At 65.9% G+C, this 21,535-nt stretch carries 19 protein-coding genes; 7 read left to right on the top strand and 12 right to left on the bottom strand.

Features of this window, described 5'->3' with window-relative positions:
- The first annotated feature begins 27 nt into the window (after positions 1-27).
- Positions 28-780, top strand: a complete 753-nt coding sequence (locus tag V5G24_RS11410) for a DUF6925 family protein (protein WP_509292311.1) — start codon at positions 28-30, stop codon at positions 778-780.
- A 176-nt stretch (positions 781-956) separates the two neighbouring features.
- Here the strand turns inward: V5G24_RS11410 and rpmG are convergent, their stop codons facing one another.
- The 5 genes from rpmG to rnr form a co-directional block, all read right to left on the bottom strand.
- A complete protein-coding gene (rpmG, locus tag V5G24_RS11405) occupies positions 957-1,124 on the bottom strand; it encodes a 50S ribosomal protein L33 (RefSeq protein WP_132033308.1) in 168 nt (55 codons plus the stop codon).
- Between the two features lie 119 nt (positions 1,125-1,243).
- Complete coding sequence (locus tag V5G24_RS11400) at positions 1,244-2,389, bottom strand: MFS transporter (protein ID WP_394082604.1); 1,146 nt, start codon at positions 2,387-2,389, stop codon at positions 1,244-1,246.
- A 75-nt stretch (positions 2,390-2,464) separates the two neighbouring features.
- Positions 2,465-3,199: an NUDIX hydrolase gene (locus V5G24_RS11395; RefSeq protein WP_394082606.1), complete on the bottom strand. Its 735-nt coding sequence runs from the start codon at positions 3,197-3,199 to the stop codon at positions 2,465-2,467.
- Complete coding sequence (locus V5G24_RS11390; RefSeq protein ID WP_394082608.1) at positions 3,196-3,669, bottom strand: DUF983 domain-containing protein; 474 nt, start codon at positions 3,667-3,669, stop codon at positions 3,196-3,198. Before V5G24_RS11390 ends, V5G24_RS11395 begins: the two co-directional genes overlap by 4 nt.
- On the bottom strand, positions 3,666-6,059 hold the full coding sequence (gene rnr, locus V5G24_RS11385; protein ID WP_394083088.1) for a ribonuclease R: 2,394 nt from the start codon (positions 6,057-6,059) through the stop codon (positions 3,666-3,668). The genes V5G24_RS11390 and rnr overlap by 4 nt, the downstream gene beginning before the upstream one ends.
- Before the next feature lie 409 nt (positions 6,060-6,468).
- Between rnr and V5G24_RS11380 the strand changes: the two genes are divergently transcribed.
- Entirely contained in the window at positions 6,469-7,974 is a 1,506-nt protein-coding gene (locus V5G24_RS11380) for an MDR family MFS transporter (protein WP_394082610.1), read from the top strand.
- Between the two features lie 68 nt (positions 7,975-8,042).
- On the opposite strand, the gene topA is transcribed toward V5G24_RS11380, so the two are convergent.
- Positions 8,043-10,733 (bottom strand): type I DNA topoisomerase, encoded by a 2,691-nt coding sequence (topA, locus tag V5G24_RS11375; RefSeq protein ID WP_394082612.1) that lies wholly within the window; start codon positions 10,731-10,733, stop codon positions 8,043-8,045.
- Between the two features lie 196 nt (positions 10,734-10,929).
- Here topA and V5G24_RS11370 point away from each other — a divergent pair, with 196 nt between their 5' ends.
- Positions 10,930-11,133, top strand: a complete 204-nt coding sequence (locus V5G24_RS11370) for a hypothetical protein (protein ID WP_394082614.1) — start codon at positions 10,930-10,932, stop codon at positions 11,131-11,133.
- Here V5G24_RS11370 and dprA read toward each other — a convergent pair whose 3' ends face one another.
- Genes dprA through V5G24_RS11350 form a run of 4 tightly spaced genes read right to left on the bottom strand, consistent with a single transcriptional unit; the run spans position 11,134 to position 15,146 of the window.
- Entirely contained in the window at positions 11,134-12,243 is a 1,110-nt protein-coding gene (dprA, locus tag V5G24_RS11365) for a DNA-processing protein DprA (RefSeq protein WP_394082616.1), read from the bottom strand.
- A 4-nt stretch (positions 12,244-12,247) separates the two neighbouring features.
- Complete coding sequence (gene plsY, locus V5G24_RS11360) at positions 12,248-12,859, bottom strand: glycerol-3-phosphate 1-O-acyltransferase PlsY (protein WP_394082618.1); 612 nt, start codon at positions 12,857-12,859, stop codon at positions 12,248-12,250.
- Between the two features lie 33 nt (positions 12,860-12,892).
- On the bottom strand, positions 12,893-14,206 hold the full coding sequence (locus V5G24_RS11355) for a dihydroorotase (protein WP_394082620.1): 1,314 nt from the start codon (positions 14,204-14,206) through the stop codon (positions 12,893-12,895).
- Positions 14,199-15,146 carry an aspartate carbamoyltransferase catalytic subunit gene (locus tag V5G24_RS11350; protein WP_394082622.1) on the bottom strand — a complete coding sequence of 316 codons (948 nt, stop codon included), beginning with the start codon at positions 15,144-15,146 and terminating at the stop codon, positions 14,199-14,201. Before V5G24_RS11350 ends, V5G24_RS11355 begins: the two co-directional genes overlap by 8 nt.
- Before the next feature lie 295 nt (positions 15,147-15,441).
- Here V5G24_RS11350 and V5G24_RS11345 point away from each other — a divergent pair, with 295 nt between their 5' ends.
- Complete coding sequence (locus tag V5G24_RS11345) at positions 15,442-15,882, top strand: hypothetical protein (RefSeq protein ID WP_394012302.1); 441 nt, start codon at positions 15,442-15,444, stop codon at positions 15,880-15,882.
- Positions 15,883-15,990: 108 nt separating this feature from the next.
- Here the strand turns inward: V5G24_RS11345 and V5G24_RS11340 are convergent, their stop codons facing one another.
- Positions 15,991-16,929: an AEC family transporter gene (locus V5G24_RS11340; protein ID WP_394082624.1), complete on the bottom strand. Its 939-nt coding sequence runs from the start codon at positions 16,927-16,929 to the stop codon at positions 15,991-15,993.
- Between the two features lie 356 nt (positions 16,930-17,285).
- Here V5G24_RS11340 and V5G24_RS11335 point away from each other — a divergent pair, with 356 nt between their 5' ends.
- Genes V5G24_RS11335 through V5G24_RS11325 form a run of 3 tightly spaced genes read left to right on the top strand, consistent with a single transcriptional unit; the run spans position 17,286 to position 19,538 of the window.
- Positions 17,286-18,098 (top strand): hypothetical protein, encoded by an 813-nt coding sequence (locus tag V5G24_RS11335; RefSeq protein ID WP_394082626.1) that lies wholly within the window; start codon positions 17,286-17,288, stop codon positions 18,096-18,098.
- Positions 18,098-19,003 carry a ParA family protein gene (locus tag V5G24_RS11330; protein WP_394082628.1) on the top strand — a complete coding sequence of 302 codons (906 nt, stop codon included), beginning with the start codon at positions 18,098-18,100 and terminating at the stop codon, positions 19,001-19,003. Before V5G24_RS11335 ends, V5G24_RS11330 begins: the two co-directional genes overlap by 1 nt.
- Positions 18,987-19,538 (top strand): hypothetical protein, encoded by a 552-nt coding sequence (locus V5G24_RS11325; RefSeq protein ID WP_394082630.1) that lies wholly within the window; start codon positions 18,987-18,989, stop codon positions 19,536-19,538. The genes V5G24_RS11330 and V5G24_RS11325 overlap by 17 nt, the downstream gene beginning before the upstream one ends.
- A gap of 148 nt (positions 19,539-19,686) precedes the next feature.
- Here V5G24_RS11325 and recJ read toward each other — a convergent pair whose 3' ends face one another.
- Positions 19,687-21,519, bottom strand: a complete 1,833-nt coding sequence (gene recJ / locus V5G24_RS11320) for a single-stranded-DNA-specific exonuclease RecJ (protein ID WP_394082632.1) — start codon at positions 21,517-21,519, stop codon at positions 19,687-19,689.
- Positions 21,520-21,535: the final 16 nt, after the last annotated feature.

The raw sequence follows: 21,535 nt of genomic DNA, 5'->3' as shown, positions 1-21,535 counted from the left end.
GTCGAGGGCGGCGGCAAGGGCGGCGGCGTGGCCTTGATCCATTCCGGACCGACAAAGGGAGCCCTGCCCGTGACGATTGAAGCGCTTGACCTTGCGGAGCGGCACGCGCGCGACGCGACCTGCGGCTGGAGCCTCGGCGTATTCGGTGCCGTGGCCGAGTTCATGCGCGACGCGGATGAAGCCACCGCCATTGATCGCCAGCCGAGTCGGCTTGAACTCTCCACCGCGCGCGGCGCCCTGCGCCTTGATGCCCATCCCGCCATGCAGGTGATCACCTATGAGACGCCCTCCAGGCACGCGGAGCGGCGCCGGCCGGGCGTTGCGCTCTGCCTGCCCCAAGATCGAGCGCAACTTGCCACCCGTGCAGTCCTCACCGCGCTCGGTCCGGACGCGCAGGCGATCCGCCCGGAAGAGCGCGCCGGCGAATTGTTCGATCTCGGACTCGGCACGCCAACGCTGGATGCCCTGATCCGCATCACGGACGCCGATCTCATCGCCGCCTTGCGCGCGGCCGAAGGCGCGACGTTGTTCGCGCGCCCTGACCTGCTGGGGCAAATCGCCGCCAGTGAGTCACATCGTGTCTTCCTATCGGCCCTCGGCCGCATCGAGGTGTTCCAGCCGATCCCGCCGCCCGATGGCACCAGTCCCAAAGGCCCGCATACCCACCTGTTGCCGAAGCTCCTGGCCCACAAGCTCGGCCATGCCGCCAACCTGCCGATTCCGGACGGACTCGCGGTTTGCCTATCGATCCACCCGCACGCAGAGACGCCGGATCATTAAGGGCGCTCCGGCAGAGGCGGACGCGGGCATTGGCTCCCGCGTTGTGCCTGGGAGCGGATGAGCGGCTTCGGCGATCCCGCGGCGGCACGCGGGGCCGCTGCTGTTCGTCATGAGATTCTTCAAAAGAAAAGGGCGCCCCGAGAGGCGCCCTGGTCAGTCACGATGAACAGGTCAGATCACTTGATCTTCGTCTCGCGGAACTCGACGTGCTTCTTCGCCACCGGGTCATACTTCTTCAGCACCAGCTTGTCGGTCTTGGTGCGGGAGTTCTTCTTGGTGACATAGAACACGCCCGTGTCCGCGCTGGACAGAAGCTTGATCTTAATGGTTGCAGCCTTGGCCATGGTCTATCCTTGATGCCGCTACGGCGCGCGAACCGAAAGCGGTCGCGGAAAAGAAATACGCTCGCGCCACCGCTTTGGCGGCACGTGGGCGCGGAAATTCACTCATCCCGCCCCAAATGTCAAGCGTGGGCACGCTTTTCCACCATCAGGTGGCTTGCCACCACCAGCACATACATGCCCAGCATGCCGGCCATCACATAAGCAAAACCATACGGATTGTAGATGTCCATGCCGAGCCCGACCAGTGGAGGGCCGATGATGAGCCCGAGCGAATAGAGCATCACGAACGCAGCATTGGCGGCGGCAAGATCGGCGCCATGGAATCGCGCCCCGAGATGGGCAAGCCCTACCGTATAGAGGCTGCCCACGACCCCTGTGGCCAGAAACACTGCAATCTTGAAGGCCAGCGTATCCACCGCGATCTGCACCATCACCAGCGCCCCGATGGTGCCGAACAGTGCGCAGCCGAGCAGCAGGATGCGGCGGTCGATTCGGTCGCTGACGAGGCCTAGCGGGATCTGGAATAACACATTGCCCAGGACCGCAATGGTCAGCAGCAGCGAGGCACCGCTCTCCGGTAGGCCGAGTCGCACGCCATAGAGCGGCAGAAAGCTCATGACCGCGGTTTCGATGGCGCCAAACACCAGGGCCGCGAGCGTCGCCACGGGCGACAGGCGGATGAACATCAGCACGCCATGATGGTCGCCGTCTGCAATCTTGGGCGTCATGCCGCGCGCCATGAGAATGGGGATCGCACCCGCCGCGAGCATGATCGCCCCCGCCACATAAGGCGGCCAGCCGCGCGTGCCGAGCAGGCCGAGAATCGCCGGCCCGATGGCCGCACCCACGGAAAGACCGGTGGCATAAATCCCCATGATCAGCCCGCGCCGGTGCGGCGGGGCCACCGCATTGATCCAATATTCACTCACCGCGAACAGGATGCAGAGCGCGGCACCGAAGGCGAAGCGCAGCGGAAACCATAGCACGAACGACGGCACGAGCTTGAACGCCAGCAGGCTCACGGCGGTCACCGCGATCGCAAGCGTCAGCAGCGCCCGAACGCCGAGCTTGCGCACCATCAGCGGCACGAACGGCGCAGTGGCGACCGTCGCCACCCCGGCGACCGCCGTGTTGATGCCGATCCAGGTGTTCGAGATGCCACGCGATTCCAATTCGAGCGCCAGGAGCGGAATCGACAGGCTGATACCGATGCCGACCACCGATATGGCGGAGATCGCTGCGGTAATTGAGGCAGACCGGCTCATGGGAGCGCCGGACTGCTGGGGGGCATGCATGAGAATTCCTGAGACGTTCCTGAAGAGTGTCCCGCCGCCGGCGGCTTAATCGAGCAGGGTGCGTACGAATTTGCCGTAGCGCACGCTGTAGAACGGCACCGGTGTTTCGCGCCGGAAGCCGGCGTCCAGCCGTGCCTGCACCTCTTCCAGGATGACGCGGGTGATGGCGGGAAGTTCCGCCTTCTCGGTTTCCTTGAAGGTCAGCCAGCGGGTTTCGATGAGTTCGGAATCCGGTCCCACCATGCCGTCCACCTTCTTCGCGATGGCGCTGACATCGGCCGCGAAGAAGCGCGTGTCGAAGCGCTTGGGGCGGCGCGGCGGGGTGATGGCGCGTAGCACGAAGGTCAGCGATTCCAGATTGGGGAACACGCCGTGCTCGCGGAAGGCGTCCCAACCCTCGGCCGGGCTTTCCGGCGCGCCGGCCTCGGTGGTGCCGACGAGAATGCCGGTTTCCTCATACATCTCTCGGATGGCGGCGGCGGCGAGCGCCCGGCTGCGCTGGGCGCTCGCGCGAGGCGTCTGGTCCTGAAGGCGGCGCTCGCTTTCATTATCCAGCATGCCAAACACCGGCATGGCGCGATCGCTCGCCTCAAGGCTGCCGCCGGGAAACACGAACACATTGGGCATGAAGCGGTGGCCGGGATGGCGCAGCCCCATCAGCACGCGCGGTTCCTTGCGGCTGCGATCGAGCAGGATCAGCGAGGCCGCGTCGCGCGGCCGCACGTTCGGGCTGGTCTGCTGGCGTTCGACAGCGGAAAGGCGTGCAGCAAGATCAGTCATTGTGTGGCCGTTGGAAGAGCGGAGGGACGCGGTTCGCGTTCGGGACTGTTCGGGTCGAAGCCATGCATGCGCCGCGACCATTGCAACGCTATGAGAGCCCCCTTCAATACCGGGAGCAGCAGCAAGCTCAAGACCAGAGTGAGGGGAAGAAAGGTGACGAGGTGGACCCAGACCTCCGGGCGGAACACTTCCTCGACCAGGACCAGCAATGGTACGACGATATGCCCCACCACGAAAATCACAGCATAGGGTGGCGCGTCGTCGGCGCGGTGATGGTGGAACTCCTCATCGCAGACCGGGCACGCCTCGTGCACTTTGAGATACGAGCTGAACATGCGGCCGGTGCCGCATTGGGGACAGCGGCCGAGCGCGCCGCGCGCCAGGGCACGGCCGAGCGGACGCTCGCCGCCGGGCACTGGAGCCACCTTCCCATAAGCATAGGATGGGCCGGTCGGATCAATGGCACTCATGGTCGTTTGCGTCCCCCGCCCGCCCCCGACGGGCCCGACTTGGATGGTCCAAGCTTACCAGATCCGGTTTTACCCGTTCCTGGCTTGCCCCGCCCTGGCGTCCCCTCGCCTCTGCGCGCCGGGCCGGTGGCGTCGCCCGCCGGCTTCAAGCTGCGCGCCTTGCCCGGACCAGGCCGCCGGCCGGAACGAACCCCGGCGCGCGCGCCTCTTACATAGGCGCCCTCCGACAGAAGCTCAAATCGCAACGCGCCAGCGACGGGAGCCGCTTCCACCAGCTTGACCTCGACCCGGTCGCCAATGCGGTGCATTTCCCCCGTGCGATCGCCCACCAGCGCCTGCCGCGTCTCGTCGAACCGATAATAATCGGCGCCCAGCGTTGAAGCGGGGATGAATCCGTCCGCTCCGGTCTCATCGAGTGCGACGAACAGTCCCGCTTTGGTGGCCCCGGTGACGCGGGCGGAAAAAGTCGCGCCGATCTGGTCGGCGAGATGATGGGCGATCAGGCGATCCACCGTCTCGCGCTCCGCCGCCATGGCGCGGCGCTCGGTGCCGGAAATGGCGGTGGCCACCTCGGCCAATTGCTCGGGCGTGGTGCCTTCCGGAAGGCCGTCCTTGCCGAAATGGTGCGCACGCACCAGACCGCGATGAACAATCAGGTCCGAATAGCGGCGGATCGGCGAGGTGAAATGCGCGTAGCGCCGCAGGTTGAGGCCGAAATGCCCGTAATTCTCGGGCGAATATTCCGCCTGGGACTGGCTGCGCAGCACCACCTGATTGACCATGGGCGCGATATCGCTGCCCACCACCTGCGCCAGGATATGGTTGAAATTGGAGGGCCGGACCTGGTCGCTCTTGGGCAGCTTGATGTCCAGCGTCGCCAAGAACTCCCGCAGGATCGAGAGTTTCTCCAGTGTCGGGCCGTCGTGCACGCGATAGACCAGCGGCGTGCGCTTCTCCTCCAGCGTCTCCGCCGCCGCCACATTGGCGAGGATCATGAACTCCTCGATCAGGCGATGGGCGTCCAGGCGCTGCGGCACGATCACCCGGTCTACGGTGCCGTCTTCCTTCAGCACGATCTTGCGCTCGGGCAGATCCAGATCGAGCGGCTGACGGGCCTCGCGGGCGATCTTCAGGCAGGCATAGGCGGCATAAAGTGGCCGCAGGACGCCTTCCAGCAGCGGGGCGGTGACATCGTCCGCCTGCCCGTCGATGGCCGCCTGGGCCTGCGCATAAGCCAGTTTCGCCGCCGAGCGCATCAGGACGCGATGGAAGGTGTGGCCGCGCTTGCGCCCGTCGGCGCCGATGACCATGCGGACCGCCAGTGCCGGACGGTCCTCGTGCGGGCGCAGCGAGCACAGATCGTTGGAAATGCGCTCCGGCAGCATGGGCACGACCCGGTCGGGGAAATAGACCGAGTTGCCCCGCAGCAGCGCCTCGCGGTCCAGCGCGGAGCCGGGCGGGATATAGGCCGCCACGTCGGCAATGGCGACCGTGAGAATAAAGCCGCCCTTATTGGCGGGGTCTTCGTCCGCCTCGGCATGGACCGCGTCGTCATGGTCCTTGGCGTCCGGCGGGTCGATGGTGAGGAGGGGCAGCTTGCGCCAGTCCTCCCGTCCGGCAAGCTTTACCGGCTTGGCGGCGGCGGCTTCCTCAAGCACCGCTGGCGGGAAGACATGGGGAATGCCGTGGGCGTGGATGGCGACCAGCGAGATCGCCTTTTCGGTCGCCAGCGAGCCGAGCCGCTCCTTCACCCGCGCCGTGGGCAGGCCGAACACACGCTGGCGCATGAGTTCGACCGAGACCAAATCGCCGTCCTGCGCCTCCTGCTCGGCGCCGGGCGGCACCTGCAATTCACGGCCGAGATTTTTCTTGTCCACCGGGATGATGCGCCCGCCGCCGCCGTGCGGTGCGGCGCGGAAGATGCCGATGGTCTGCTTTCGCGCCTTCTCCAGCACCTTGATGACCCGGCCGGTGGGCAGACCTTCCTGCGCGCGGTCATCGAAAATGCGCAGCAGCACGCGATCGGAGAGGCCGGGCGCCGGCCCCTGCCCGCGCCGGGCCATGACGACGCGGATGCGCGGCGGCTCGCCGTGCTGCTCCTCGTCCCATTCCACCGGAACGGCAATCAGATCGCCGTCGGCGTCGCGGCTTGCGATATCCGCCAGCAGCACGCCCCCAAGTGCACCGGGCACATGAACCTTGCGGCGGCGGCGCTCCACCGCTCCATCTTCGGCGAGATCGCGCAGCAGCGCCTTCAGTTCGATCTTCTGCGCGGAATCGAGCCCATAGGCGCGGGCAATCTCCCGCTTGTCCACTTCGCCGCCGCGCGCCGCGATGAAGGCCGTCAGCTCCGCTTTGGTGGGTACCTCGCCCTGACGGGCCGGCGGCACGAAGGCCGCGCGCGCCTCCGCCTCGACCGCCGCGAGTCGGCGGCCGGCGCGCGTCTTGCCCCCGGCCTTTGGGCGGGGACGGGGGGAACGGCCGGCGGGAGTTGAGGATTTCGGCAAGGCAAGGGTCCAATGATCGGGCCGAACCTACCTGAGCGGACCGCCTTCTGCCAGCGTTTGCCCATGCGTGCCGCGCGGCCCTGCACGCCCAGCCGATTTTTCGGACACAACGCCATCAACCCACATTCCGTAGGCGCCGAAAGCTGTCACGAAACGGCGAGTTCGAAAACTTTCGTACCTAAAAGCCGCTTCGGGCGTTGAACGAAAGGCGCAGCAGGCCGAGAGTGCGGCGCTTTCCCGCCCGCCTGCATTATCCGGGCTCGCGGCTCAGCCGCTTTGCGATGAGTGTTTCATGAGCGCACCGACCGAACCGTCCAGTCCCGCCCCGTCCCCCTCCGCCGCGTCCCTGAGCCATGCGGAGATCCTGACCATCATCATCGGCATTACGCTGGCGATGCTGCTGGCCGCGCTGGACCAGACCATCGTTGCGACCGCCCTTCCCACCATCGGCTCGGACCTGAACGATTTCGCCAATCTGTCCTGGGTCGTCACGGCCTATCTGCTGAGCTCAACCGCAGTGACGCCGCTCTATGGCAAGCTGAGCGACGTGTTCGGGCGGCGCGTGGTGCTGCTGTTCGCCATCGGCGTGTTCATGCTGGGCTCGCTGGCCTGCGCCCTGGCGCCGAGCATGCTCGCGCTGATTCTGGCGCGCGGCCTTCAGGGATTGGGCGGCGGCGGCTTGATTTCGCTGGCGCAGACCATCATCGCCGACGTCGTCTCGCCCCGCGAGCGGGGACGGTATCAGGGCTATATCGCCAGCGTGTTCGCGGCCAGCAGCATCGCCGGTCCGGTGCTGGGCGGCGTGATCGCCGATCACCTCCACTGGTCGCTGATCTTCTGGATCAACCTGCCGCTCGGCCTTGCCGCTTTCCTGATGACCGAACGGACCCTGCGCCGCCTGCCGCGCCACGAACGGCGCCACAAGGTCGACGTGCTGGGCGGCGCGCTCATGATCGCCGCGGCCACCACCTTGCTGCTCGCCCTCACCTGGGGCGGCGTGCACTATCCCTGGGACTCCGCGCCCATCCTCGGCCTGTTCGCGGCCGCGCTGGTGCTTTCCATCGCCTTCGTATGGCGCATGAGGACCGCGCCGGAACCGTTTCTGCCGCTCTCGATCCTCGCCAACCGCGTGGTCAGCATGAGCGTCAGCTCGGTGTTCTTCGTGGCCGGCATCATGATCGCGCTGTCGATCAATGTGCCGCTTTATTTCGAAACCGTGCGCCTGTTCACGCCCAGCCAGTCGGGCCTCGCCCTCATTCCGCAATCGGCGGGCGTGGTGCTGGGCGCGACCATCTCCGGCCGGGCGATGGCACGGCTGACCCATTACAAACTGCCGGCGATGATCGGGCTGTCCATCTCGTGCGCGTGCCTGGTGGCGTTCGCCCTGCTGCCGGACCACGTGCCCACGGCGCTGCTGCTGGTGATGCTCGGGCTCATGGGCATCGGCATCGGGACCGTGCTGCCGGTGTCCACGGTCGCGATCCAGAACGCCGTTTTGCCGCACCAATTGGGCACCGCCACCGGCACGTCGAATTTCTTCCGCGCCCTCGGCGCGGCCATCTTCGTGGCAATGCTTGGCGCGGTTCTACTCGGGGCGCTGGGCGTGTCCCAGCAGGGCGATATCGCGATGCTGGTGCACGATTCCGATCCGGCCGTGCTGAGCCACGCCTTCCATTTGGTGTTCGGAGCGGCGGCGGTGGCGATGCTGTGCGGCCTCGGCTTCCTGATCGCCATGGAAGAACGACCGCTGCGCCGCACCGTCCGCGACGCAGAAGAGGTGCCCGCCCTCGCCGAGTGAGGCGCCGGCGCTGAGCCGGCATCTTCAGAAGAACGAGGCTCCTGACTGGGCGGTCAGGAGACTACCGGTCAGGAGGCTTTCGACTTGGCCTTCGCGGTGGTCTTGGGGCTCGTGGCCTTTTTGGCCGCGGGCTTTTTCGCCGCAGCCTTGGGCTTTGCCGCAGCCGACTCGTCCCCATCCTTGACAGTCGCTGCCTTGGCCTTGGGTGCCGCCGCCTTCTTTGCCGGAGCCTTGCGCGCCATCTTGCCGGCGGGCGCGGTCGCGGCCTTTGCATCGATCAGCGCGATCGCCTCCGCCAGCGTGAGCTGGTCGGGATCGAGCGCCTTGGGCAAGGTGGCGTTGATCTTGCCGTGATTGACATAAGGCCCGAACCGGCCCGGCCGAACGGTAATCGCCCCACCGCTCGGATGATCGCCGAGATTGCGGCCGGCCGTGGCGCCACCGCGCGCGCCCCTGCCCTTCGATTGTTTCTCGGCCAGGAGGGTGATCGCGCGATTGAGTCCGATGGCGAGAATATCGTCGCCGTCCTCAATGTTCGCATACACCTTGCCGTGCTGGATATAGGGCCCGAACCGGCCGATGCCGGCGAGAATGGGTTCGCCATCCTCCGGATGCACCCCGATGGGGCGCGGCAGCGCGAGCAGCGCAAGCGCTGTCTCAAGGTCCACATCGGCAGGCTTCAGGCCCTTGGGCAGGCTGGAGCGCTTGGGCTTGGCGCCGTCCACGCCCTCCCCCAATTGCAGATAGGTGCCGAAGCGCCCGTCGCGGATCGTGACTTCGAGCCCAGTCTCGGGATCGGCGCCGAGCTTGCGGGTGCCCTCGCCTTCCTGCGGCGCTTCCCCGCTGAGGGGCTGGGTATGGCGGCATTCGGGATAATTGGAGCAGCCGATGAAGGCGCCGAACTTGCCCATCTTCAGCGAGAGCCGGCCACTGCCACAGGTGGGACACAGGCGCGGATCCGTGCCGTCCGCCTTCGGCGGGAAGATGTGCGCGGTGAGCATCTCGTCGAGCGCATCGAGCACCTGCGAGACGCGCAGGTCCTTGGTGGCATCGACCGCCAGCGAAAAGTCCGCCCAGAATTCGCGCAACACCTGCTTCCAGTCCACCTCGTCGGCGGAGACGCGATCCAGCTTCTCTTCCAGGTCGGCGGTGAAGTCGTATTCCACGTACTTTTTGAAGAAGCTCTCCAGGAAGGCTGTCACGAGCCGCCCCTTGTCCTCGGCGACGAGGCGCTTCTTCTCAAGCTTCACATATTCGCGGTCCTGCAAGACCGCGAGCACCGCCGCATAGGTGGAGGGACGGCCGATGCCGAGCTCCTCCATGCGCTTCACCAGCGAAGCTTCAGAGAAGCGCGGCGGCGGCTCGGTGAAATGCTGGGCGGTCACGATCTCGCGCTTGTCCAGCTTTTCCCCAGCCGACATGGCGGGGAGCCGGCGGCTCTCCTCGTCCTCGTCGTCGTCGTCCTTGCCTTCGCGATAAAGCGCGAGGAACCCGTCGAACTTGACCACGGTTCCGGTGGCGGTGAGATCCAGCGTACGCGCGCCGGCCTGGGCGATGATGTCGGCCGTGGTGCGCTCCAGCGCCGCAGATTCCATCTGGCTCGCTACCGTGCGGGTCCAGATCAACTCATAGAGCCGAGCCTGGTCGGCATCGAGATGGCGCGCCACCTCGCGCGGGCTGCGATGGGAATCGGTGGGGCGGATGGCCTCGTGGGCCTCCTGGGCATTCTTGGCCTTGGTGGTGTATTTGCGCGGAACGGCCGGCAGATAGCGGTCGCCGAACTGCTTGCCGATGGCACTGCGTGTCGCCGCCACGGCTTCCGGCGCCATGTCCACACCATCGGTTCGCATATAAGTGATGAGACCCACGGTCTCGCCGCCGATGTCCACGCCCTCATACAGGCGCTGGGCGATCTGCATGGTGCGGGCCGGCGCGAGGCCGAGCTTGCGGCTCGCTTCCTGCTGGAGCGTCGACGTGGTGAAGGGTGGCTGGGGATGCCGCTTGAGCGGCTTCGCCTCAACATTGCGCACCGAGAAGGCGGCGCTCTCCAGCGCCGCGCGGAAGGCGGCGGCCTCCTCGGCGGTGCCGACCGACAGGCGCGTGATTTTCTTGCCGTCGGCGCCCGAGAGGCGCGCTTCGAACGTTTCGCCGCGCGGGGTCGCGAGCTGGGCGGCGATCGACCAATATTCGCGAGCGACGAAGGTCTCGATCTCGCGCTCGCGGTCGCAGACCAGACGCAGAGCCACGGACTGGACGCGGCCCGCCGAGCGGGCGCCCGGAAGCTTGCGCCACAGCACCGGCGAAAGGGTGAAGCCCACCAAGTAATCCAGGGCGCGTCGCGCGAGATAGGCGTCCACAAGCGCGATATCGACCGCGCGCGGCTGCTTCATCGCTTCCAGCACCGCCTGCTTGGTGATGGCGTTGAACACCACGCGCTCGACCTTCTGGCCCTTGAGCGCCTTCTTCTCGCGCAGCACCTCGAGCACGTGCCAGGAAATCGCCTCGCCTTCACGATCCGGATCGGTGGCGAGGATCAGCCCATCGGCCGCCTTCACCGCCTTGGCGATGTCGCTCAGGCGCTTCTGCGATTTCGGGTCGACCTCCCAAAGCATGCGGAAGTCGGCCTCGGGATCAACCGAGCCGTCCTTCGATGGGAGATCGCGGACATGTCCGTAGGAGGCGATGACCTCATAATCCGGACCAAGATATTTGTTGATCGTCTTCGCCTTTGCGGGCGATTCGACGATGACGACCTGCATGACGGCTGCTGTCTCTTGAAATCGCCGCGGCCCCTGGCGGCGGCGGCAACATGGGGTGCGGCGCACGGCCTGTCAAATCCGCAGACCGCGACCTGCCTTCCAAGCCATCCTTTCGTGAATACAACCCTGAGTAGCTTGTTTAACCACTCCCAACTCGCAGGATGCGCGACTGTGGACGGGGCAAGAGGATGTCGGGATGTCTGGGGCGCGTGAAGACTTTAACGAGGATCAGGCTGCCGAGTTCGCGGCCTATGTGGCGTCGTTGACAGCCGAATTATCGCGCCTGGCACGCCTGCACCGGCTGTCCACTCTCGCCTATCTGCTGGAAATGTCTAGAATGGAAGCGCGCGGCATCGCCCAGCCACGGCCGTTGGGCAAGACCCAGGAGGCGAGCGAATAGCTAACGCAGGCTCACCAATCCCCCGCCATGCCGCTCAAGCCGTCCCGCCAGATCCAGTTCCAGAAGCACCCATTGCACATCGCTGACGCTCGCACCGGAGAACCGTACCAGATCGTCCATGGGAGTCGGCACCGGCCCGAGCAGTTCTGCGATACGTGCGCGCACCGAGTCGTCGGGAGGGGAAGGCTCGGTTGGAGCGGTGGGCGCTTCGAGATCCTGTGCGGGCAGATGCGCGAACAGGGGAGTCAGCGCTTCCACCACGTCGCCGGCGCACGTCACGAGGGTTGCCCCCCGCTTCAGCAGTGCATTGGTGCCGCCGGCGCGCGGATCCAGGGGAGAACCGGGAATCGCGAACACCTCTCGCCCCTGTTCGGCGGCAAGGCGCGCGGTGATGAGCGAGCCGGAGCGTTCCGCTGCCTCCACCACCACGACCCCCAGCGCCATGCCGGAGACGAGGCGGTTGCGGCGCGGAAAGTCCCGTGCGCGCGGCTCCCAGTTGAGTGGCATTTCTGACACCAGCGCGCCCTGCTCGGCGACCGCCTCAATTAATTTGAGGTTTTCCGGCGGATAGGGCCGCGCCAACCCGCCGGCAAACACGCCGATGGTACCGCTTGCGAGACTGGCTTCATGGGCGGCCGCGTCTATGCCGCGCGCGAGGCCCGACACGATCGCATAGCCCGCCGCCCCGAGATCGCGGGCAAAGCGGCCGGCCAGCGTTCGCCCGGCGGCCGAGGCATTGCGGGCGCCGACGATGGCGATCTTCGGCAACCGCAATGTATCGCCCGTGCCGCGCACACACAGGAGCGGCGGCGCATCGTCGATTTCCTGGAGGGGATGGGGATAATCCGCCTCGCCCATGGCGACCAGCCGGCCGCCGATGCGCGCAAGGGCCGCGATTTCGTCCTCGGCCTCAGCCAGCGTCGGAACGCGGGGAGGAATGAGTCGTCCGCCTTTGCGCGCAAGGGTCGGCAGGGCCTCAAGCGCGGCGGCGGCCCCGCCGAATTGGTTGATGAGGGCTCGGAACGTGCGTGGCCCCACCTGTTCGGTGCGAATCAGCCGAAGCCAGTCGGCGCGCTGCCGGGGCGAAAGGGTGACGCCCCGTCGTGCCATTCCCTTAATCCTTCTGGCCGATACGGCCTTCGGTGCCGGACAGCAGGCGGGCGATATTGGCGTGATGCTTGGCCCAGAGCAGCACGGCGAGGCCCGCCATCAGCAGGCCCATCTCGAGCCCGCCCACGAAATAGGCGGATAGCGCAGTCGCCGCCGAGGCGATCAGCGCGGAGAGTGAGGAATAGCGCGTCAGCGCAGCAATGCCGAGCCATGCCAGCGCGAACACCAGGGCAGATGCCCAGGCGAGCCCGAGCGCCACGCCGAGGAAGGTCGCAACTCCCTTTCCTCCTTTGAATCCGAGCCACACCGGGAACAGGTGGCCGAGAAATGCCCCGAGGCCTGCGACGAGCGCGGCGTCCTGCCCCAGCCACGCACGCGCGACGAGCACCGCCGCCGTGCCCTTCAGCGCGTCGCCCAGCAAAGTAAGCGCGGCAAGATCCTTGCGGCCGGTGCGCAAGACATTGGTTGCGCCGATATTTCCCGAACCAATGGTGCGGATGTCGCGGGTGCCGGCAAGGCGCGTGATGATGATGCCGAAGGGGATCGAGCCCAGGACATAGCCGAGGGCCAGCGCCGCCAGGGTCCAGGGCAAGGCGAGAGTCCAGGAAAGCTGCATGCACAAGCCCCACGTGCCGGCCCGGCCGGCCAATCAAACGTATTCGTATACCGTGCGCCCGGCAACAAGTGTTCGCAGCACGCGCCCGCTCATGCGGGCTTCATCGAACGGCGTGTTGCGCGAGCGTGAGTTCAGCTGGGCGGGATCCACCAGCCACGGCATGTCCGGATCGAACACCACGAGATCCGCCGGCGCACCGGGGCGCAGGGTTCCCGTGGGCAGGCCGAGCAATTCCGCCGGCCGGGTGGACAGCGCGCGCAGCACGTTCACGATGTCGACCTGGTCGGAATGCACCAGCCGCAATGCCGCCGAAAGCAGGGTTTCCATGCCGATGGCGCCGGGCTCCGCCTCCGAGAAGGGGAGACGCTTCATCTCCACGTCCTGCGGGATGTGGTCAGACACCACGACGTCAATGAGGCCGGACGCGAGCGCATGGATCAGCGCCTGCCGATCCTCCTCACTCCGCAGCGGCGGGTTCAATTTGAAATAGGTGCGGTACTGGCCGATATCCAACTCGTTGAAGCTGAGATGGTTGATGCTCGCCGAGGCGGTGACTGGCAGCCCGGCATGCTTTGCCCGCGCCAGCACTTCCAGCGATTCGGCGCATGTGAGAGCCGCGGCGTGATATCGCCCGCGCGCCCCATCCACGAGTCGCAGGTCGCGTTCCAGCACGATGGCTTCGGCGGATTTCGGATTGCCCGGCAGGCCGAGGCGGGTGGCGAAGGCCCCTTCGTTCATCGTGCCCTGCGACATCGAGGCATCTTCGGTGTGATGGACGATCAGGGCATCGAAATCACGGGCGTAAGTCAGGCAGCGGCGCAGCACCTGCGCGCTCTTCAGCGAATGCGGCCCATCGGTAAAGGCCACCGCGCCGGCCGCCTGAAGCAGGCCGATTTCGGTCATTTCCTCACCCTTGAGCCCTTTGGTGAGGGCGGCCATGGGGTGCACGCGCACGATTGCTGTATCGCGGGCCCGGCGCAGGATGAAGTCGACGATCGCGGGATCATCCACCACCGGGTCGGTCTCCGGCTGGCAGACGATGGTGGTGACGCCGCCCGCCGCCGCCGCACGGCTCGCCGTGGCCAGGGTCTCACGATGTTCCGCGCCCGGCTCGCCGACAAAGGCGCGCATGTCGACGAGGCCCGGCGCGACGATGGCGCCCCGGCAATCCACCACTTCCGCCCCATCCGGAACGCCGGCGGCGGCGATACCAAAGGCGCTGTCCTCGATGCGCCCCTCGATGATCAGGACGTCGCCGTGGAAATCCGAACCTCGCGAGGGGTCGATGACCCGCGCGTTCGCGAGAACCACCGGGCGGATATCGGACGGGCGGACGGTCTCACGCATTGGGCAGTTTCCGCGCCAGGGCATCGAGCACCGCCATGCGGACCGCGACGCCCATTTCCACCTGTTCCCGGATCAGGGATTGCGGCCCGTCGGCGACGCTGGAATCGATCTCGACGCCCCGATTCATGGGACCGGGATGCATCACCAGGGCATCGGGCTTGGCGCACCGGAGCTTGGCTTGGTCGAGGCCGAAATAATGGAAATATTCCTTCACCGAAGGAATGAACGAGCCGGCCATGCGCTCGCGTTGCAGGCGCAGCATCATCACGATGTCCGCCCCCTCCAGTCCGCTGTCCATGGAGCGGTGGACCTCGATGCCGAACTGCTCAATGCCGCTCGGCAGCAGGGTGGAGGGCGCGATCACCCGCACTTTCGCGCCAAGCGCGGACAGCAAATGAATGTTTGAGCGCGCCACTCGCGAATGCAGCACATCGCCGCAGATCGCAACGGTCAGCCCCTGGATGCGCCCCTTGTTGCGGCGGATGGTCAGCGCATCCAGCAGCGCCTGGGTGGGGTGCTCATGGGCGCCGTCGCCGGCATTCACAACGCAGCAATCCACCTTGCGCGCCAGCAGCGCCACGGCACCGGAGGCATGGTGGCGGACCACCAATATATCGGGATGCATGGCATTCAGCGTCATCGCGGTGTCGATGAGGCTTTCGCCCTTCTTCACCGACGAAGTTCCCACCGACATGTTCATCACGTCGGCACCCAGGCGCTTGCCGGCGATCTCGAAAGAAGATTGCGTGCGGGTGGAAGCCTCGAAGAACAGATTGATCTGCGTGCGCCCGCGCAAAGTGGTGCGCTTCTTCTCGATCTGCCGGTTGAGATCGACGAATTCCTCGGCAAGATCCAGCAGGCCGACGATCTCGCCGGCTGAAAGACCTTCGATGCCGATTAGGTCGCGGCGATCAAGGGTGAAGGCGGGAGAAGATTGCATGGCAGGCGGCAGGCTTAACCACACTCGGCCCCAGCCGCAAGGGTAGAACGTGCGCGGGCCACAGGCCATTCGGCGATGCCCGTGACCGTGGGCGGTCCCATGTTCGCCGGGAGAACAGAAATTTGACGTTTCCGTGCCATTGTTCATTCACAACGCATTCACAGCGTGCGGCGCAGTATTGAGGCTCGAAAGCGCAGACACAATTCGGCTTAGATCGTGGCCGATACCAATCGAAACGGTTCTCGCGCCTCAAGTTTCGAGCGCGGGACGTCGCAACGTTCAGGAGATGTTCACCATGTCCATTCTCACCAAGCAGGTCGCGGCACTGGGGCTGGTGGCGGCCCTTGGCGTGATCTCGCTGACACCGGCCATGGCCGGGGCGATCGGCACCGGCGCGGCGAGCCTCTCCGCAGCCGTACCGAATGGCGTGACCCAGGTTCAATATTGGGGTCCGCGCTACGGCTATGGTCGTGGCGGCTGCTGGAATTGCGGCCGCTATTACAACAATAACAACAATGGCGCGGCGGTCGGGGCGGGCATTGCGCTCGGCATTCTCGGCGCGGCGGCGATCGCCGGCGCGGCCAGCGCTCCGCCTCCGCCACCGCCGGTCTATTACGCTCCGCCCCCGCCGGCCCTCTATGCCCCCGCCCCGCCCGTGGTTTATGCCCCGCAGGCCCGTGGCGGATGCTGGTTCCCGACCGACACCCACGGCAACGGCTATTGGGGCGCCTGCTGAGGCTTGCGACACGGACGAACATGCAATCAGGGCGGCTTCGGCCGCCCTTTTCCGTTGTTCTCTCCGCATGAAACCGCGATTTCGCCCGAACATCGGGCGCGGCATGTTTCATCCGCCAATGACGAGTGCCGCGGCGACTACGAGCGGCAATGTCAGCGCGGCGACCACCAGTTGCAGCGTCAGGATCTGCGCCAGGAGAGGGGCATCGCCGCCCATCTGGCGGGCCAGGACGTAGCCGGCCGGCGCCGAGGGCACGGCACAGATGACCGTGACCACCACCAGCTCCATGCCCTTGAGCCCCAGCGCCAGACCGAAGGCCAGCGCCAGCGCCGGCTTCACAAGCAGACACAGCCCAATGGAATAAAGCGCGCCGGCAGCCGGCCGCACCAGATGCCGCACGCTGACACCCGCCCCCACCACCACTAATCCCACGGCCAGCGATGCGCGGCCGAGGATGTCGGCAACCTCCAGCGCCATATGCGGCACCGGCACATGGGAGATGTTGATCGCCGCGCCCGCGAGGCAGGACACGATCAGCGGATTGCGGATGAGCTGGCGGACGATGCGCCCGGCGGTGGGCGCCTCGGCACCGGCGTAGCGGGCCAGGACCGCCACCACCACGACATTGATCGCAGGGATCAGGCACACCAGCATCACCGCCGCGACGGCCACCCCCGGCGTGCCATAGAGCCCATCCGCAAGCGCCAGCGCCACATAGGTGTTCCAGCGCACCGTGCCCTGGAACACGGAAGTGAACGCCGGTCCATCGATGCCGTGCAGCCGCATCAAACGGGCGCGGGCCACCAGCAATCCGGCGCACAGCACAGCGAGCGAGAGGCCCATGGCTCCAACCGTGCCGATCACGCTCACGCGCGACATGTCCACCCGGATCGCCGAAACCAGCAACAGGGCGGGAAACAGCACATAGTACGTGATCTGCTCCAGGCCGACCCAATGGGCGGGATCCGGCAGAACCCAGCGCCGCAGGCCCGTCCCGAGGGCGACCACGCAGAAGACGGGAAGCAGCGCTGAGAGAATCGTTTCCATGGGCGACCGGTGAGGCAAGGAGGAGTGCGCCGGTCGGCGCGGCTGGGAGGCGCGCGAGGCGAATCTCGAAGCACTTGCGTCGCGCGGCGCCCCATCCATGCGCCCGCCGGCCTTCGGACTCAAGCCGGCCCGCGCGACGGTTCGTGGCGGCGCGCATGCAATTCAACATGCAATCTGCGCATGCCATTGGCGTATCGTTGCGCCGGGTCCGGAAAGCGGAGCCATGGCCCCTGAGACATTTTCGCCGGCAAGCCTTTTCAACTCTCGCAGACGCGCGAGGATGCTTGCATTTGACGACGGTATATTGTTGAACTCCTGAAACTTATGGGTGCACCGGGTTCGGGGAACGGGGCCGCATGTCAGATCGTACGGCTGCCGGCATCGCCGAGCAGATGCTTGATCTTTTGCCTCCGGATGGCGCGCCCGTGCTGAACCGGGTGCTGCGGGCCATGCTGTCCCAGCACCTCGCCCAGCCGGTCTCCACCGAGGATTTCTTCTTCGCCCGCGACCTGCTGCTGAAACGCGGCCGAGTGGGCCGCGAGCGGGGCCAGGGCGGCAAGATCTTCCTTCTGAAGACTCCGCCCGCCGTGCCGGTGGCTCCCGCAGTGGCTCTGGCGTCGCCGACGGCGCCGCTGGAAGCGGAATTGATGGCGCCCGTGGCGCGCTATCTCTCCACCATCTTCGTGCGCAATCTCGATCTGCCGAAGGGCGCGCTCGCCCTCATGCAAGACATTTCCGCCATCGGCCCTAGCTCCGGCCAATGGGCGCAGCCGGATTTCATGCTGGTGAGTCTGATGCGCTTCACCTTCATGCCCGGATCGCAGCTCGATGTGCACGCCTTCGAGCTGAAGACCGAAGCTGGCGGCTCGATTCAGGCCGTGCATGAGGCGCTGGCGCAGACACACTTTACCCATTTCGGCCATCTCATCTGGCACTTGCCGGAGGAGTCCCGGGCGCGGGCGCGCCTGCCGGACGTGCAGAAGCAATGCGAGGAGCACGGCATCGGCCTGATCCTCTCGGTGCGCCCGCAGGACCTCGAAAGCTATGAAATCCTGCTCGACCCCAAGCGCAAGGCGACGCCGCCGAAGACGGTGGACGGGTTTCTGGAAAGCCGCCTGAACCCGCACAACCGCGCCGCGCTCAAGAAAGCCCTGAAGGAGGACGCCTGATGCCCCGGCCTGGACGCGTGATCGCCGTCGCCAACATGAAAGGCGGCGTCGGCAAGACCACCACGGTGGTGATGCTAGCGGAAGCCTTGGCGGCGGACGGAAATCGGGTGCTCGTCATCGACCTCGATGCACAGGCGAGCGTTTCGTATTCTTTGGGGGGAAACGCCCTTCTACGCCAATTATTTTTAGAAGAACGTACAATTAGCTACTTTTTAGAGGATGTATTTGTTGATGGAAAACAAAGAAAAATCACTCAGTTTATTAGAAATCAGGTAACAACAACTACATATAAGGCTAATTTGTTAAGTGTCTCTTTAATTGCTGCCGATCCAACGCTTAGATATGTTGAGCGATATCTATTAAGTGCTCTGATTAAAAAAGGGTTTGACATCGACGCTCTGTCAAAACGTATTTGGACCCGAATGGAACGGGAAATTCCGCCACTGCAACAAGAGTATGATTATATTTTCTTCGACTGCGCACCGGGCATCTCTCTTTTAACCGAGGTCGCCATCCGCGGTGCCGACATGGTTCTGCTTCCGACCATTCCCGATTCAATGTCAACGCTCGGCTTATCGGCGTTCTCCAATAGTTTTTGGCGCGGGCCACTTGCCCAAAGCACCTCGCTCCCGATGCCCCGACGGTTGCCGTATGTCCTTTTTTCGCGGTGCCAGAACATTCGCATCCACAATCTCACACGCGAGCGAATGCGCTTGGAAGCGGCATCGATGGATCCACCATATTATCTTTTCAAAACAGTTATTCCTCAGGCTGCAATCCTGGCCGACGTCTGCACCGACCAGCCGGGACGGACCTTTCAGGCCAAATATGGACCGGTGATCACCACAGCGCTTAACCAACTTCTCGGCGAAATGAAGGACATTCTCGATGGCCATCCATCTTGACGGGCATGCCGTCTTCGCGGCGATCGGCGCCCATCCGGCAGCTTTCCCGGACCTCTCAACCGATGTCGCGGTCGCTGCCGAGAAGCTGCTGGTTAAACAAATCAAGGCCAAGGGGCTGACGCTCGACGGCCTGCGCGCGCTGTTCAAGGCCATCGGCAGCGATCTCGCGACCGTGCTTCTCGATACGCTGAAGGATACTGAAGTTGCGGCTCTGGTGAAAAAGCTGGATAAAAACCGCGCTGGCTTGGAAGCATCACCAGCTCGAGTTCTCCTCTATGAGCTTGGCTTTGGCATAAAGGAGCCAGAAGCGGACGCACCCAAGAGCAAGGCGAAGACGAAGGCCCCGGCAAAGAAAAAGCCGGCACTAGAAGGTCTTATGAAGATCACAGATGCCTTTGAAGTGGCACATTTGAGAGAGCGATCGCCCCTACCGAAGAGTTCCGCCAAGCCGCAGGCCGAGGTACCGGCCGAGACGCCGGCGCAGACGCCGGCACCAAAGCCGAGCGGCCGGGGGGGGCGGGCGAAGAAGGCGTAGCCCGGGGATTTTGCAAGCCGGTGGATTCAGGCACCGAGACCTTGGGCCTTGTCGCCTGCCGCTTTGGCGAAAAATGAGGGGCAGCGGGGCGACGGCGTGAGGGAAAGCGGAAACGGCGCTTGACGGAAATTGCAGCGCCCCCGCCCGCTCACCCCTGCCCGTCCGGCCCGGCCTGCGCGATATCGCGCAGGCGCAGGGTCACGCGGGCTTCGCCTTGCCAATGGTCGAGATCCAAGGATCCGGCCACGTGCACCGTGCGTCCACGCAGCTCCGTCAGCGCCCGGCCGAGGGGCTCCTCCGCGCAGCGGAAGGCGACGGCGCGCAAGGTCGTGCCGTCGCGCGCGGTGAGGCGGGCGCGCATGTGGCCGGCGCCGAACGTCTCCACATAGGAAAGGCGATGGGAGGGAAAGGCGAACACCGGCTCGGGATTGCCGGCGCCGTAGGGTCCCGCCTTGGCCACCAGATCCACCAGAGCCGGCGTTGCGCCGGACGCCGTCAAAGCGGCATCGATGGTCAGCGCGCCTTCCGAGCGCGCACGCTCCACCGCTTCGCCAAGCTCGCGCTCCAGATAGGCGCGCAGATCGCCGAGCTGCTTGCGCTCCACCGTGAGGCCCGCCGCCATGGCATGGCCGCCGCCTTTCACCAGCAATCCGGCCTCCACCGCGCCCCGCACCGCGCGGCCGAGATCGACGCCGGGAATCGAGCGGGCCGAGCCGGTGCCGGTGTCGCCGAGGAACGCGATCGCCAGCGCCGGGCGGTTGAACCGCTCCTTCAGGCGCGAGGCCACCAGCCCCACCACGCCGGGATGCCAGCCGTCGCCGCTCACCACCACGGCGGCCCCCGCCTCGTCGCCATGGGCCGCGAAAGCCTCGGCCTCAGCGCTGGCGAGGATGGCGCGCTCCACCTCCTGCCGCTCGGTATTGAGGCGGTCGAGTTCGGCCGCCATGATCTTGGCTTCCATGGGATCCTGCTCCAGCAGCAGGCGCGTGCCGAGCGTGGCATCGCCGATCCGTCCGCCGGCATTGATGCGCGGGCCGAGCAGGAAGCCGAGATGCCAGGGACGCGGCGGTCCGTCGAGCCGCGCCACGTCCATCAGCGCGGTCAGGCCCGGCCGCTGGCGTCGGCGCAGGGCGATCAGCCCTTTTGTCACATAGGCGCGGTTGAGGCCGATGAGCGGCACCACGTCCGCCACCGTGCCGAGCGCCACGAGGTCGAGCGCGGCCAGCAGATCGGGCGCCGGCTGCTCCGCGGTCCAGTGGCCTTCCTCGCGCAGCCGGCGCACGAGACCCACCATGGTGATGAACACCAGGCCCACCGCGCACAAATGACCGAGGCCGGACAGATCGTCCTCCCGGTTCGGGTTCACGATGGCATCCGCCTCGGGAAGCGTTTCGCCAGCCTGGTGATGGTCGATCACCACCACATCGAGCCCAAGGCGCCGCGCGGCGGCAAGCGGTTCGAGGCTCGTGGTGCCGCAATCCACCGTCACCAGCAGCGTGACGCCGCGCGCCGCCAATTGCTCGATGGCGCCGACGTTCGGGCCATAGCCTTCGAAGATACGGTCGGGAATATGAAACAGCGGATCCAGCCCGCCGGCGCGCAGCACGCTCACCAGCAAGGCGGTGGAGGTGGCGCCGTCCACATCATAATCGCCGAACACCGCCACCGTCTCCCCGGTGCAGACGGCGGCGGCAAGACGCTCCACCGCCCCTTCCATGTCGGTCAGCGTGTTGGGATCGGGAAGCAGCGTACGAATGGCGGGGTCGAGATAGGCCGGCACCTCCTCGATGGCGACGCCACGCCCGGCCAGGATACGCGCCAAAAGCTCCGGCAGATCATAGCGCTGGGTGATGGCGAGCGCGCTCTGGGCGGCGCGCAGGTCCAGCCGGTCGCGCCACGTCCGCCCGGTGGCGGAGGTGGTGACGCCGAGAAAGGGGCGATTCGTTGGATGCACGCTCACGCCCCATGAAGCCAGAGCCATGCCCCGGCGTCGAGAG

Source organism: Roseixanthobacter finlandensis (genome assembly GCF_043195105.2).
Classification (GTDB): Bacteria; Pseudomonadota; Alphaproteobacteria; order Rhizobiales; family Xanthobacteraceae; genus NCEH01.
The sequence above is the reverse complement of the archived record's forward strand: the minus strand, read 5'-3'. Positions and strand labels throughout refer to the sequence as shown.